The following is a 16,322-nucleotide window of genomic DNA, read 5'->3' as shown; positions in this document are numbered from 1 at the left end:
AAATTCAGTTTTTAACAAAAATTAATAAATTATCTATACATTAATACCAAACAAGAGATTTAATTTTAAAAACATATAATTATTAGCACCTTATATAAGATCAGAGTCAATTTTAAACTTTAGGATATATCTTAACAATCAATTATATGTAATAAGATTACATTTAAACCTTAAATAAATTATTCATATATAATAACACCAACTCATAACAAATTAAAATAAATCAAGTAAATATTTATAAAAACAATATTTCATAAATTTCATCAGAGCTTATGATTTATTATCAAAGTATTTTTCAACCAAGGCATATAAAATGGCGATGGTTTCTATATCTATTACACCATCATAATGTGACGGGCGGAAGTGCATTTGGAACGCTTTGATTAGAGATTGAAAATTTTCTTTTTCTTCTGTTCCGGTAATGTCATAACCATAACATTTGAATTTTTCTAAAATCTCAACAAAATCAGGTAAACTATGCTCAAATTTCTCAATATATTCTTTCTTCGTTTCTTCGTCATACCATGCCCCGACTCCCGCATCATATAACTCTTTCCACGGAAAAGATGGGCCTGGATCGGTTTTTCTTTGCCATGAAATATCTGAATGTCCAACAACATAAGTCGGTTTAATATCCGGATAACGCTGTAAGATATTTATGGCCAGATCTTTAATCGCAACGATTTGATCAGGGTGATAAGGTGGGAAAGTGAAAACACCAGAATTATTACTGGCTTCATTCACAATCTCAATACCAATGGATGTATCATTCAATCCTTCTCGTCCAGCCCAATAACTTATCCCAGCATGCCAAGCCCTTTCAAGTTCATCAACCAAATTGAATATGTGAACTTTATCAAATCCAGCCACTCGATAAGTCGGATCATCTGGATTTGGAATAAGGTAGTGGGCACTAACCAGTTCCCCTGTTAATGCATGAACAGATTTTTCAAAGTTCAAAGCCGTATAGTGCATAACTAAGAAGCGGGAACGCCTGTTAAAACTTTTGGTTGAACGATATGAATTATAATCAATTTTATACATCATTATTCTCCTTGATTATTGCAGTCTTCATTAAGGTTCTCCTCCATGGTTTTGCTGTGTAATACGGTAAATATTAAATCATTTCCTAAAATATATTCTGGATCATAGCTATGATAAATCAATAGGCATATTTGAATACGATCGATCTATATCCATCAGGTAAAAAAAAGACACTTGTCAGGTAAGTGTCTGTCTTGCTTATTATTGTAACACGGTATAGGTAATGGAGATCGTTAATATTATCGTTGTGATAAAAAATATATTCACAGTCAAGAACAATCCGAAGATCATTGCAATAATAAAATGAACAAATTTCCTCTATCCACTGAGTTTTCAGGTTGCAAAATAGCAACTTGAAAATGAAGGATATACCTTGCTTAGTAATAAGATGGCGTTAACTTAAGGAAAATTATGGTTCAATTTCAATGTCTGTCAGTGGATAACAGCTACAAGGTAAAATTTCCCCTTCGTTGACAAATGCTAATGGCTTACAAGGATATCCTACCTTTCCTTTCACTAAACGGACACGACAAGAACCGCAATACCCTTGTCGACATTGGTACTCGATCTGAACTTTACCGTGTTCCAGCGCTTCCAACAAATTACCGTGGAAGCCTGAAGAATAACGGATATATAAACCCTGCCGTGACGGCAGGGTGACTTTGTAATCAGCCATATCAGAGTTCGAAACCGCTGAGATCCTCAGTATTGACTTCCGAATCAATCTGACCAACCAAGTAAGAGCTGACTTCGACTTCCTGTGGAGCCACTTGAACATTATCAGAAACCAGCCACGCATTAATCCATGGGATAGGATTAGAGCGAGTTTCAAACGGTAACTTCAAGCCAACTGCCTGCATACGAATATTGGTTATATATTCAACATACTGACACAGAATATCTTTGTTCAGGCCAATCATAGAGCCATCTTTAAACAAATAATCAGCCCACTCTTTTTCCTGTTCTGCTGCCTGTACGAACAGTTCGTAGCATTTTTGTTCACATTCTTTAGCAATTTCCGCCATTTCAGGATCATCCTGACCAGAGCGCAACAGGTTTAACATGTGCTGCGTTCCCGTTAAATGCAGTGCTTCATCCCGGGCAATCAGCTTGATGATTTTGGCGTTACCTTCCATTAATTCACGTTCAGCAAAAGCGAATGAGCACGCAAAACTGACATAGAAGCGGATAGCCTCCAAAGCGTTAACGCTCATCAAACACAAATATAGTTGCTTTTTCAATTCACGCAGACTAACGGTGATAGTTTTACCCGCAACATCGAATGTTCCTTCACCCAACTGATGATAATAGTTAGTCATTTCGATCAGATCATCGTAATACGCGGAAATGTCTTTTGCGCGTTTTAGAATCTGTTCGTTTTCTACAATATCATCAAATACGATAGAAGGATCGTTAACGATATTACGGATAATGTGCGTATAAGAACGTGAGTGAATCGTTTCTGAAAACGACCACGTTTCAACCCATGTTTCCAATTCCGGAATGGAAATCAATGGCAGAAAAGCCACATTCGGGCTACGCCCCTGAATGGAATCCAACAGAGTCTGGTATTTCAGATTACTGATGAAAATGTGCTTTTCATGATCCGGCAGCGCGTTATAGTCAATGCGATCTCGGGAAACATCCACTTCTTCTGGACGCCAGAAGAAGGAGAGTTGTTTTTCGATCAATTTCTCAAAAATAGGATATTTTTGCTGATCAAAACGCGCTACGTTAACAGACTGACCGAAAAACATCGGTTCTTGTAGCTGATCATTTTTTACTTGCGAAAAAGTAGTATAGGACATAACTTCCTCAAATTAAATCTTACACGCGCCGCCTTCACAATCGGAATCCGCTGACTCAACAACTTCTTCCAGATCACCCTGAACATCTTCTGCTCCATCACGGGTATTGTGGTAATACAGTGTTTTCACACCATATTTGTAAGCGAGCAGTAAATCTTTCAGCAATTGGTTCATCGGAACTTTGCCATTAGGGAAACGTGCCGGATCATAGTTAGTATTGGCAGAAATCGACTGATCGATGAATTTCTGCATGATCCCTACCAACTGTAGGTAGCCATCGTTGTTCGGCATTTGCCACAGCAACTCATAAGCCCCTTTCAGAAGATCATAATCTGGTACAACTTGACGCAATATGCCGTCTTTGGATGCTTTTACACTGATATAACCACGTGGTGGTTCAATGCCGTTGGTCGCATTAGAGATCTGCGAAGAGGTCTCTGACGGCATCAAGGCAGACAATGTTGAGTTACGCAGACCGTATTGTTGAATGTCACGGCGCAGAGCTTCCCAATTCATGTGTAAAGGTTCGTTGGTCAGGGTATCCAGTGTCTTTTTGTAAGTATCAATCGGCAAAATACCTTGTGCATAAGTAGTTTCACCAAACCACGGACAAGCACCCTTCTCTTTCGCCAGTTCATTTGAGGCTTTCAGCAAATAGTACTGAATAGTTTCAAATGTTTTATGAGTCAGGTTATTCGCACTTCCATCAGAGTAACGTACACCATGTTTTGCCAGATAGTAAGCGAAGTTAATTACACCAATACCCAGAGTCCGGCGCCCCATTGAACCTTGCTTTGCGGCGACAATTGGATAATCTTGGTAATCCAGCAAGGAATCCAGAGCACGGACAGCCAACTCAGACAACTCTTCCAACTCAGTCAGATTTTCGATGGCTCCCAAATTGAAGGCAGACAGCGTACACAATGCAATTTCGCCATTCTGATCGTTTATATCGTTCAACGGCTTAGTTGGCAATGCAATCTCCAGACACAAATTCGATTGACGGACAGGCGCAATAGCCGGATCAAACGGACTGTGAGTATTGCAGTGGTCAACGTTCTGAATGTAAATGCGACCCGTTGAAGCACGTTCTTGCATCATCAGCGAGAACAGTTCAACCGCTTTAATGCGCTCTTTACGGATATTGCTGTCATTTTCATACTGAGTGTACAGGCGCTCAAATTCCTCCTGATCCGCAAAGAATGCATCGTACAATCCCGGAACATCAGACGGGCTGAACAGAGAAATGTCAGCGCCTTTAATCAGGCGCTCATACATCAATTTGTTAATTTGTACACCGTAGTCCATGTGACGAACGCGGTTGCCTTCAACACCACGGTTGTTTTTCAGTACCAACAGGCTTTCTACTTCCAGATGCCAAAGTGGATAGAATAATGTTGCCGCGCCACCACGAACACCACCTTGAGAACAAGATTTCACCGCAGTCTGGAAATGTTTGTAGAATGGGATACAACCGGTATGGAAGGCTTCACCACCACGGATTGGGCTACCCAATGCACGGATACGACCCGCGTTTACACCAATGCCGGCACGCTGGGAAACATATTTAACAATTGCGCTGGATGTCGCATTGATTGAATCCAGGCTATCGCCACACTCAATCAGAACACAGGAACTGAATTGACGAGTTGGTGTACGAACTCCCGCCATGATTGGCGTTGGCAATGAAATTTTAAAGGTGGAAACCGCATCGTAGAAACGACGGATATAACCCAGACGAGTTTCTTTTGGATAAGTGGAAAACAAGCACGCAGCAACCAGAATGTAAAGGAATTGAGCACTTTCGTAAATCTCACCGGTTACACGGTTTTGTACTAAATATTTTCCTTCCAGCTGCTTAACCGCTGCATAAGAGAAATCCATATCACGCAAATGATCAATAAAACTATCCATTTGCTCGAATTCTTCTTGGGAATAGTCTTCTAGCAAATGTTTGTCGTATTTACCCAAATTAACCATGTTTACGACATGATCATACAGCGCAGGTGGCTCAAACTGACCATAGGCTTTTTTACGCAGGTGGAAGATAGCCAGACGTGCCGCCAGATACTGATAATCAGGAGCATCACCGGAGATCAGGTCAGCCGAAGCTTTGATCATGGTTTCATGGATATCAGATGTTTTGATACCATCGTAAAATTGAATCTGGGAACGCAGTTCTACTTGTGATACTGAGACATTTTTCAGACCTTCGGCAGCCCAGGCAACAACCCGGTGAATTTTATCAAGATCAATTTGTTCTTTATGTCCATCACGTTTGGTAACTAGCAGACTCTGGTTCATGGGGAAATACACCTTCTCTCTTTTCGTATCTTGCCTATGTTGTTTTCCTTGACCTCTTGACAGCACGATGCACCCAGAATGGCAGAGAGCCAATCAGGGGTTAGCCACAATCCACTACTATTCGCTACTGTTTTCGCTATTACTGTTACTACTATTACTGTTGCTACTATAAGTTTAAGTTGCTACTACAAGGTGACAAGAAACACAATATATAGGGGGTGATTAAAACGGTAATAACAAGATAATGTTAAATTCGGGTTTTATCAAGTGTACAAAATCGAGAAGTTTTGTGGATAACTTGAGGATTAATTTTGGCAAAAAGCCGATAACCTGCGTAGTTACTTGATGTTACTTTCATACGGCTATCGGCATAACAGGGAAAATAAAATCTTAAAAAAAATATCTAATTGCCGCTTTATTAATCCCTTAGCTATCTTAGTCAGACAGATTGAGTGTGCAGCATATAATTCACGTCTACATTGTGCCCAAGGCGAAATTTGTCTGTTAATGGATTGTAATGTAATCCAATGATATGTTGCTCTTTCAGGCTAGTCTTATCAATCCAGCTAATCAGTTCAGAAGGACGAATGAATTTTTTCGCATCATGTGTGCCTTTTGGCACCATATTCAATATATATTCAGCGCCAACAACAGCCATCAACCAAGCTTTCCGGTTTCGGTTAATCGTTGAAAAGAATACGTGACCACCAGGTTTTACTAATTTGGCACAGGCACGAACTACGGACTCGGGATCTGGCACATGTTCGAGCATTTCCAGACAAGTCACGACATCATAAGCATTCTGGTGCTGCTCAGCATGGCTTTCTACCGTTTCCTGAACATAAGAAACGGAAACGCCGGATTCCAACGCATGCAAACGGGCAACTTGCAGGGGTTCAAACCCCATATCCAGCCCTGTCACTTCCGCTCCTTCACGTGCCATGCTTTCTGACAAAATGCCACCGCCACATCCGACATCCAGCACTTTTTTACCAAAAAGGCCGTCAGCATGTTGCAAAATGTAGTTCAAACGCAGTGGGTTGATACGGTGCAACGGCTTGAATTCACCTTCCAGATCCCACCAACGAGAAGCAACGGCTTCAAATTTTTCGATTTCCCGCTGATCCACATTAGCATGGGACTGAGTGTGTGAATCGGGAGTTTTGACGTTCATCAGCAATATCGCTCCTAGGAACTGCTTCACAGAAAACTGGTGCACAGAAAACTGATTCACAGAAAATGTAACAGTATTATGGGGATGTGTGATAGAGAACTATTATACATGCCTTAATCTTGAAATACCCGCATCAGGTTTTTATAAAACTGTCAATTTGTGGTATAATTTTGAGTCTTTGAATTCGGAGTATGAGGGACAGTGGCTCCATGAGCGACATTGCCAGAGAAATCACCCCGGTCAATATCGAAGAAGAGCTGAAAAGCTCATATCTGGATTATGCGATGTCCGTTATTGTTGGACGCGCACTGCCAGATGTTCGGGACGGACTGAAGCCAGTACACCGCCGCGTACTTTTCGCGATGAATGTATTGGGAAATGATTGGAATAAACCTTATAAGAAATCTGCCCGCGTTGTTGGGGATGTTATCGGTAAATACCATCCACATGGTGACAGCGCTGTTTATGACACGATTGTACGTCTGGCACAACCATTCTCCATGCGCTATATGCTGGTTGACGGTCAGGGGAACTTTGGGTCAGTAGATGGCGATTCTGCGGCAGCAATGCGTTACACCGAAGTACGCATGGCAAAAATTGCTCATGAATTGCTGGCGGACTTAGAAAAAGAAACTGTCGACTTTGTGCCCAACTATGATGGCACAGAGCAAATCCCCGAAGTAATGCCAACCCATATCCCCAATTTGTTGGTGAATGGTTCATCAGGGATTGCGGTCGGTATGGCAACCAATATTCCACCTCATAACTTATCTGAGGTGATCGACGGCTGTCTGGCTTATATTGATGATGAAAACATCAGTATTGAAGGCCTGATGGAATATATCCCGGGTCCAGACTTCCCTACGGCTGCTATTATCAACGGGCGTCGTGGCATTCAGGAAGCCTACTGTACAGGTCGCGGCAAAATCTACATTCGCGCCCGTGCAGAAATTGAAACTGATGAGAAAAATGGACGCGAAACCATCATCGTCAATGAAATCCCTTATCAGGTCAATAAAGCCCGACTGATCGAAAAAATGGCTGAACTGGTAAAAGAGAAGCGTATTGAGGGGATCAGTGCACTGCGTGACGAATCCGATAAAGATGGAATGCGCATCGTTATTGAAGTAAAACGTGATGCGGTTGGTGAAGTTGTCCTGAATAATCTGTATTCACTGACCCAATTGCAGGTTTCATTTGGTATCAACATGGTTGCCCTGCATCAAGGACAGCCTAAGTTACTCAATCTGAAAGATATCCTTTCTGCGTTTGTTTGCCATCGCCGTGAAGTAGTCACGCGCCGGACAATTTTTGAACTGCGTAAAGCTCGCGAACGTGCCCATATCCTTGAAGCATTGGCTATTGCTCTGGCAAACATCGATCCTGTTATCGAATTGATTCGTCGCGCTTCTACTCCTGCTGAAGCAAAAGCCAGCTTGATTTCCCAAGCGTGGGAATTAGGCAATGTTGCCTCTATGCTGGAACAAGCAGGTGACGATGCTGCCCGTCCTGAATGGCTGGAACCGCAGTACGGTATCCATAACGGTAAATATTATCTGACCGAACAGCAAGCACAGGCCATTTTGGATTTGCGTCTGCAAAAACTGACCGGACTTGAGCATGAAAAACTGCTTGATGAGTATCGTGAACTACTGAAAGCTATTGCTGAACTGCTGTTCATTTTGGAAAGCCCGGAACGCTTGATGGAAGTCATTCGTGAAGAACTGCTGGTTATCAAAGAGCAGTATAACGATGCCCGTCGGACTGAGCTGACTGAAAATTCAGCAGATATCAACATTGAAGACCTGATTACTCAGGAAGATGTTGTGGTCACACTATCCCACCAGGGGTACGTCAAATACCAGCCACTGTCTGATTACGAAGCACAGCGTCGGGGCGGTAAGGGCAAATCAGCTGCACGTACCAAAGAAGAAGACTTCATTGAGCGTTTACTTGTAGCCAATACCCACGACACCATTCTCTGCTTCTCAAATAAAGGCAAGATGTACTGGATGAAGGTATATCAGTTGCCGGAAGCGAGCCGTGGCGCCCGCGGTCGTCCAATTGTCAACCTTCTGCCATTGGATCAGAATGAACGTATTACAGCCATTTTACCAGTGCGTGAATATGAAGATGGGTTAAATATCTTCATGGCAACAGCAAGTGGTATTGTGAAGAAAACCAAACTCAGCGAATTCAGCCGTCCACGTAGTGCCGGTATTATTGCAGTGAACCTGAATGAAGGAGACGAGCTAATCGGTGTTGACCTGACAGATGGCAGCAACGAAGTCATACTGTTCTCTGCACAGGGTAAAGTCGTTCGTTTCCTTGAAGAAGAGGAAGAAACGCTGGAAGACGGTACTGTCCGCGTAAAAGGTGTACGTGCAATGGGACGCACCGCAACTGGGGTTCGTGGTATCAAACTCAGTGAAGGTGATAAAGTTGTTTCACTGATCATTCCTCGTGGGAAAGGCGAAATTCTGACCGTTACCGAAAATGGTTATGGCAAACGTACGGCCGAAAGCCAATACCCGACAAAATCCCGAGCAACCCAAGGCGTTATTTCGATTAAAGTCAGCGAACGTAACGGCAACGTGATCGGTGCAATTCAAGTAGAGACAACTGATCAAATCATGATGATTACTGATGCAGGTACATTGGTGAGAACCCGTGTGTCTGAAGTCAGTGTTGTTGGTCGTAATACACAAGGTGTCACGCTGATCCGTACCGCAGAAGACGAAAAAGTTGTTGGCCTACAACGTGTAGCTGAACCTGATGACGAAGAAGAGGATAGTAATACAGCAATTTCTTCTGATGAAGAACATAATGATTCAGTAAATTAAGTGTAATTCGCTTATTTTATTATGATTCAGCTGTATAGCTGTTCACAATAGAGCAGGCACTTAGGTGCCTGCTTTTTTACATAATTTTTTAGCAAGAACCAATAATAACCAAATGCTACTTTGTATTCCCTGCTACACTAGTATATGCTGTAACCAGTATTATTAATCATGTTTTCCATCAGGCGATCTTTTGAGATATCTATCCTCTTTCCGAACGTCATTAAAAATATCCCGCTACCTTTTTCGGGTGCTTGGATTTATGTTATGGGCACTCGGTGCCTTATTAACCAGCTTTTATTTAGCAAATCTTTTTAATGGGGTTAAATCAGATATTCGCCAAGATTATAATAGTAACTATGACACAACATTTTTTTATATGCGACATATCACCAGTATCCTGCGTGATATTCAATTTATGACTGAAAAATTTTTATCACGAGAGGATGCAAAAGATCTAACTGTTACGCCGATGTCTCATAAACCTATTACTTCATACATTCCCCTGAATACAAATTCCAATTGTCAGCTTTTACGTGAAAGCACACACAGTTATTTAATCCCAGTGAGTAAACAACTTTTATTTTGGAAAGATATTCTTGCTGGTATGCGTGGAATAAGTCAGATTTTTTTCGTTGAAACCTCAAGCTCTTGCATGGTAAATCTATACTCTAACAACAATATGATGGAGCCAGATAAGTTAAAAAAGATAATCTATGAAAACACCCGTAAGCTACAAAATATGAAAGAACAGGCAAAAGAACAAACTATCTTTTGGATTTTGCCCAATGCAAGAATAGATAATGGTACTATTTATGTTATTACTCCTGTTTATCTTAATGGAAAAATGATTGGTATAGTTGGCCTCGAAAAAACTATCATACTAGAAAACTTTCTATTCAAAAGAGAGCGGCCTATCCATACCTCGCTACTAAATGAATCACATCAGCTTGTATTAGAATATCCTGCAAAAAATAATAGCAAGCTCCCATTCGAGAATATGAAAGCACCTTATTTTGGTTACGATGAAAATTTTACCTCCTTGTTATTAGTACGGCGTTTATCACCCTCATCATTATACATTGTCTATTCATTACCACTAAAAACTATTTATAATGAACTAAAAGACGATATAATTCATAGTATTGTATTAAATATTATTTCTGCGATCTCAATCATCTTTTTAGTTTGGCTATTTGAAAGAAAAATGTTTTCGCCAGCCCAAGACAACGCAATCCGCCTTGAAGAACATGAACAATTTAACCATAAAATTGTCGCCTCAGCCCCTGTAGGGATCAGCATTTTAAGAGTCAGTGATGGTGCTAATATCCTGAGTAATGAGTTAGCGCATAACTATACCCGGATGCTGACGTATGAAGATCAAAAACGCATTTTCGACATCATTTGCGATAAAACCAGCAGCTATATTGATGTCGTTACCAGTAATAACAATCACCTACAAATTAGTTTCGTACACTCACGCTATCGCAATGAAGAAGTCGCAATTTGTGTACTGATAGATGTCAGTACCCGTGTAAAAATGGAAAAATCTTTACAGGAAATGGCTTCAGCAGCAGAACAAGCCAATCAGGCAAAATCGATGTTTCTTGCAACCGTTAGTCATGAACTAAGAACACCACTATATGGAATAATTGGCAATCTGGAACTCATGCAGTCTCATTCATTATCGTCAGAGTCTGCACGATTATTGGCAACGATGAATAACTCATCATCATTGTTACTAAAAATCATCAGTGATATTCTCGATTTTTCTAAAATAGAATCTAATCAATTAAAAATTGAACCAAAAGATTTCAGTTGCAGAGAGATAATCTCTCATGTGATTTCAAACTACCTTCCCCTCACGGCAAAAAAAGGATTGGGTTTATATTGCTATATTAAACCAGAAGTTCCCGATATCATTCTCAACGACCCGGTAAGACTACAACAAATCATCTCTAATCTACTTAACAATGCAATCAAGTTCACAGCATCTGGCTGCGTCGTTATTGAAGTTACAACAAGGCATGGCTATCTGCATATCAGCATCAAAGACACGGGTATTGGAATCGAAGATAAATTACAACTTCAATTATTTGAGCCATTTTTTCAAATTAGCGCCAATAGGGAAAACACTTCACACGGTACAGGATTGGGACTGGCTATTTGTGAAAAATTGATTAACTTGATGGATGGCGATATTGAATTCGTTTCACAAAAATATGTTGGTAGTATCTTTTCCATTCGTATCCCTTTATACGGGACAAAATATCATGCCAAACCATTATTCAATCAACGGGAAAAAAATAGGATTTTATTGTACTTTAACAATGAATTTCTGGAAAAATATTTGCGAAACTTTCTCACACAGAATTATTTTCAAGTCGCCCTCTATAACGAAAGAAAAATAGATGGCACAGAAATACTAATTAGTGATCAAGCTAACAAGTCAAACATTTCAGTACACTACTTTATAGAAATATCAGAAAAACATATTGGTCCACCAGAACAAATTCGAGATAATTATTGGTTATATAACACTTATGAACTGAGTGAGTTAGATAGTATGCTAGATAATCTCTTGACAGCACATACTTTCTTGCCAACTGTTTCTGCATCAACACCTTCCATATCAACTAAAACTATACAAACTGATAGTCGCCTGAATGCAGTGAAAGTATTAGTAGTTGATGATCATCCTATTAATCGAAATTTGCTGGTCGACCAATTAAATTCAATAGGGTTCAGTGCATCAATGGCTAACGATGGTATTGATGCTATTGAATACCTGAAAAACAATCCAATAGATATTATTCTAACGGATGTCAACATGCCAAATATGGATGGATATGAGCTTGCTCAATATTTGAGGAGCAGAGATTATACCAAATCAATTATCGGCATTACTGCCAATGCATTAGCAGAAGAAAAACAGCGTTGCGTTAATGCAGGAATGGATGACTGCCTATCAAAGCCTGTATCACTGGCTATATTAAAAGAAACATTAATCAAATATAGTGATATTAGAATTCGAATACATTGATTAATTGAATAATGTAGAATCGATAACCACTGCTACCGATTCTACATTAGAAAAATAACACATTGGTTAGTTACCCAATATCTTTATCGATGGTGACAGAAGATAAATAGTTAAGCAATGCAATATCGTTATCAACGCCCAGTTTTAGCATGGCTGATTTCTTCTGGCTACTGATGGTCTTAATACTCCGGTTAAGTTTTTTAGCAATATCAGTAACAAGAAGACCCTCTGCAAATAAACGCAAAACTTCACTCTCTTTAGGAGATAAGCGTTTATCCCCATATCCATTGGCATTTACTTTTTCTAGTAACTTAGAAACACTTTCAGGCGTAAATTGCTTACCCTTCTGCAAAGCAGAAAGGGCTTTAGGTAAATCTGTTGATGTTCCTTGCTTTAACACTATTCCCTCAATATCAAGCTCAAGTATAGCGCTTAAAATAGCCGGATTATTGTTCATTGTAAGGACAATGACGGCCAATCTAGGATAATGGCGTTTAATATATTTTATCAGAGTGATGCCATCACCATATTTATCTCCGGGCATTGACAAATCTGTTATAAGAACATCTGCTTCTATATGTGGCAAACTATTAATGAGTGTAGTTGAATTCTCAAATTCACCAACCACATTAATCCACTCAATTTGTTCAAGTGACTTGCGGATGCCAAACAAAACGATAGGATGATCATCGGCAATAATGACATTAAGGTTCTTCATATTATTGGTTACCTTGCTGCAACAGCTTTATGATAAAAGAATCAATGAGGCTGATGCTATTTTTAATTTCTACTTCATTATTGTCTGCTATGTGTTTTTCCAACGCCTCACATGATGACCGAAGAAACTTTAAATCTAACATAGCAAACGCACCCTTAAGGCGGTGTACCGTTTGCGAAAGTGCTCTCAAATCATGTCGTTCTATATCAGTATACAGTTTAGTAATATCCATAGGTACTGTCTCTAGAAATAATTTCCTATAATCACTGTCTGCCAACTGAGTTTGATAACTTTTGAGAATATTACAGATATTACTATCAATGTTCTCAATAGGATCAATAATTTTAACAAGATCACATGCAGGTTCAGAGATTTCAGATGGTTCTCTGATTTCTTCATCTAAACTTAAACTTTCTTCTATAAGAAACGATATTGCATTGATAACAGCATCAACAAAGTTGTAATTGCACTGAACCAATCCCGGTTCCAACTGCTTAAATCCAGCTAAGTTACTCACTAATAATATAGTTGGCTTTTCCTCTTTGTACTGTTTATCTGTGAGGATAATATCGTATTCTTTCGTAATATTCTCTTTTCTTTTATCAAAGTATTTTGCACCATAACTATTGAGATAAGTATGGATGATTTTACTGATCTCAGGGTTATTGATATCAATTAAAACCGTGATTCCCTCCAAAAGCTGAAGTGTTTCACCATTTCCATCATCATGCTGAAACAGTGGTAGATTGATCACATAATGCGTTCCCAACCCCAACTTACTTTTAATATCAAGGTTACCTCCCATTCTTTTACACAGTTGATTACATAAATAAAAAGTCATGCCAGAATTGGTAGAGTACTTATCTTCCGCTGATTTACTTAGAAAAGGATAATTTAAACTAATTAAATCTCTTTCACTTAAACCGGCGCCACTATCCATCAGCTCAATTTGAATATGGTTGTCATATTTACCTGATCTATTAATAATCAATGATATTTTACCATAGCTGGTCGTCGTTATTGCATAGCTAAACAATAATGTAATGATTTTATCTAATTCTACAGCGTCTCCAATGAATAAGGATTCACGAGGAATATTAAAATGATAATAAATTCTCAATCCTTTAGCGTTTAATGCAGGCAAGAAGGTTTTCAGAATATCTTCCAACCGTGATGACAGAGAAAACACTTCATTTTCCGGCTGCCAATCATTCAATTCCAACTCATTGAGCAATGAAATATTTTCAATCCATTCTATTATATATCCTGATTTGACCAATAATCTATCCAATAGTTTTTGTGCATTTTCATCCTGTGATAACTGTTTCAATTGGGTCGCAATCTCATTCACGCTATTAATAGGATGTTTTATTTCATTGTTAATATTTGAGAGCATAACATGCCTGATTTGAATACTTTTATCATACTCTCGATGAGCAAGTTGCAATCGTTTATTCGCCATAACTTCCTGATCTTTGTCTTGCAATAAAAAGAGGTAAGTTTCTGGCAATAAGATATTGTTATACATTCTCACTTCATAAATCGCTTCATCAATAGATGTTTGAATTACACCATGATGTTGTTGCGCCATCACTCTAACTTTATTCAATTCCAGATGAGGTATCAACTTTTCTGCAGCTTTATTACTTATCACTATCTGATTTGATTCAAAATCATAGACTATAACACCAATAGGAATATTGAATATAATATCACGGTTCAGAGAGTCTTTAATTTGCAAATCGAGACTCATGGAAGCATTTGGTGCAATATATCGCCTACGTATATAAACTAACCCACTCAGCGAAAACAGGAAGAAAAGCAATATTGAAAGCAGAAGCCAAACATTTTTGAACAACAAGTCTACAATCAGAGACTTCAGAGGAACTTGATAAATCAATTTATACCGCATAATATTAAGTGGTTGAGAAAATTCTAGCCAAAAACCATTCAATGAAACCTCAAATTTATCGGGATTCTCAGGTTCGTATAAGTTTAACGTATTCAAACGAAAGTTTGCTGGTGACATATTAACCGGCAAAAGATTATTAATAGGTAAATCAAAAGCAATAACAGTAGTTACTTGCCCTGCTGCATTAAATGCAGCTTTATAAGTATAGAAATAAATATTTTCACCACGTAATACATTGATGAAGGAAATGCTTTCTTTTTCTTCTAATGTGATGGATTGATCCAACATCTCAATACGCCTGGCATCAGGATTTCGGGTCAGATAACTCTCCTTGAACCTGATTTCTGGTTTTAGAGACGAGTGCGTCGTTAACAATAATAAATTATTCTCCTGTCCATTAAGATAATACATAGACAAGTATTCATTATGACCTCCCCAGAGAATTTCCAGATAGCTCGATAAGCTCTGAGCAAGTTGAATAGTCGAATCGTTATATTGACCAAAAATAACCGCATCAACGGACTGATTACTATTTTCTAGCCAATAAATATCGGGACGCAACTTAAACAATGGCATTTTCTCCTGAGAGGAGATTGACAGAGTATTCGACTGCTTGAAGATATGATTTGCGTGATAACGATAATCTTTAATCTGCAATCTCATCTTAGCTGCTACGCTACTGATAGCATATTTTTTCTCCATCAGCCAAATATCAAAATAGTTATACCCGAATAAAAATAGAGACGTAAAAAGCAAAGTAACGAATAACGCGTAAAAACGAGGAATAGAGGATGGCTTGATCGGTGGTTGTTTATACATTCTTTGGATAATAACCTTTAGTATGAATATATGTTGGTCGATTAGACATCAACCCGTCGTTAAATAAGCCTGTTTACTGAGCTTAATACTAGCAGGTTCGCAAATGAAAAGACCATTTCAGATCGAAGATTGAGCAAGCAGTAAAAAAATACGATTTTTTTTCTTTAAAGGCTAGACACATTAAAACGATATAGGCATAATCTCGCGCCATGGAAGGATGGCCGAGCGGTCGAAGGCAGCGGTCTTGAAAACCGCCGATGGGAAACCATCCTAGAGTTCGAATCTCTATCCTTCCGCCAAATTTCGCCGGCTTAGCTCAGTTGGTAGAGCAACTGACTTGTAATCAGTAGGTCACCAGTTCGACTCCGGTAGCCGGCACCATACAAAAATCCGTTATTTCCCGTAGCCAATCGGTGAAATAGCGGGTTTTTACTTTTTCTTCTCCTAATCCCTCCAATCTTTCCAATCTTTCCAATCTTTCCAATCTTTCCAATCTTTCCAATCTTTCCAATCTTTCCAATCTTTCCAATCTTTCCAATCTTTCCAAATTGCTAGTTTATTGGTCTTGCTTGGTATAAGCACATAGCCGAATTACAGCGTAATTTGAACAAAATAGTCATTGGAATAACATCGCTAGTGGTTATTTTAACATACTAATAA

Annotated in this window: 9 protein-coding genes and 2 tRNA genes; 4 read left to right on the top strand and 7 right to left on the bottom strand. The window is 39.1% G+C overall.

Translation table 11 applies throughout. From position 1 onward, the window contains the following. Positions 1 to 270: 270 nt before the first annotated feature. The 5 genes from BM135_RS11435 to ubiG all read right to left on the bottom strand — a co-directional run bounded on the left by BM135_RS11435 (position 271) and on the right by ubiG (position 6,330). Positions 271 to 1,044: an N-acetylmuramoyl-L-alanine amidase gene (locus BM135_RS11435; protein WP_092519850.1), complete on the bottom strand. Its 774-nt coding sequence runs from the start codon at positions 1,042 to 1,044 to the stop codon at positions 271 to 273. Positions 1,045 to 1,453: 409 nt separating this feature from the next. Then, positions 1,454 to 1,720, bottom strand: a complete 267-nt coding sequence (gene yfaE / locus BM135_RS11430) for a class I ribonucleotide reductase maintenance protein YfaE (RefSeq protein ID WP_092519849.1) — start codon at positions 1,718 to 1,720, stop codon at positions 1,454 to 1,456. Position 1,721: 1 nt separating this feature from the next. Continuing rightward, positions 1,722 to 2,852, bottom strand: coding sequence for a class Ia ribonucleoside-diphosphate reductase subunit beta (nrdB, locus tag BM135_RS11425; RefSeq protein ID WP_092519848.1), 1,131 nt, complete (start codon positions 2,850 to 2,852; stop codon positions 1,722 to 1,724). A gap of 12 nt (positions 2,853 to 2,864) precedes the next feature. Then, positions 2,865 to 5,156, bottom strand: coding sequence for a class 1a ribonucleoside-diphosphate reductase subunit alpha (nrdA, locus tag BM135_RS11420; protein WP_092519847.1), 2,292 nt, complete (start codon positions 5,154 to 5,156; stop codon positions 2,865 to 2,867). Positions 5,157 to 5,595: 439 nt separating this feature from the next. Then, positions 5,596 to 6,330, bottom strand: a complete 735-nt coding sequence (gene ubiG, locus BM135_RS11415) for a bifunctional 2-polyprenyl-6-hydroxyphenol methylase/3-demethylubiquinol 3-O-methyltransferase UbiG (RefSeq protein WP_092519846.1) — start codon at positions 6,328 to 6,330, stop codon at positions 5,596 to 5,598. A gap of 209 nt (positions 6,331 to 6,539) precedes the next feature. Here ubiG and gyrA point away from each other — a divergent pair, with 209 nt between their 5' ends. Both gyrA and rcsC read left to right on the top strand, forming a co-directional pair. Next, the gene (gene gyrA, locus BM135_RS11410; protein WP_092519845.1) at positions 6,540 to 9,173 is read left to right on the top strand and encodes a DNA topoisomerase (ATP-hydrolyzing) subunit A; all 2,634 of its coding nucleotides are present in this window, start codon (positions 6,540 to 6,542) and stop codon (positions 9,171 to 9,173) included. A 190-nt stretch (positions 9,174 to 9,363) separates the two neighbouring features. After that, complete coding sequence (gene rcsC, locus BM135_RS11405; protein ID WP_092519844.1) at positions 9,364 to 12,213, top strand: two-component system sensor histidine kinase RcsC; 2,850 nt, start codon at positions 9,364 to 9,366, stop codon at positions 12,211 to 12,213. 70 nt (positions 12,214 to 12,283) lie between these two features. Here rcsC and rcsB read toward each other — a convergent pair whose 3' ends face one another. Continuing rightward, a complete protein-coding gene (gene rcsB, locus BM135_RS11400; RefSeq protein WP_092519843.1) occupies positions 12,284 to 12,931 on the bottom strand; it encodes a response regulator transcription factor RcsB in 648 nt (215 codons plus the stop codon). A gap of 1 nt (position 12,932) precedes the next feature. After that, on the bottom strand, positions 12,933 to 15,662 hold the full coding sequence (rcsD, locus tag BM135_RS11395; RefSeq protein ID WP_092519842.1) for a phosphotransferase RcsD: 2,730 nt from the start codon (positions 15,660 to 15,662) through the stop codon (positions 12,933 to 12,935). A gap of 211 nt (positions 15,663 to 15,873) precedes the next feature. Between rcsD and BM135_RS11390 the strand changes: the two genes are divergently transcribed. Then, a tRNA-Ser gene (locus BM135_RS11390) sits at positions 15,874 to 15,961 on the top strand. Between the two features lie 6 nt (positions 15,962 to 15,967). Further along, a tRNA-Thr gene (locus BM135_RS11385) sits at positions 15,968 to 16,043 on the top strand. Positions 16,044 to 16,322: the final 279 nt, after the last annotated feature.

It is taken from the genome of Xenorhabdus japonica (assembly GCF_900115195.1).
Lineage (GTDB): Bacteria > Pseudomonadota > Gammaproteobacteria > Enterobacterales > Enterobacteriaceae > Xenorhabdus > Xenorhabdus japonica.
This window is presented reverse-complemented; position numbering and strand designations above follow the sequence as displayed.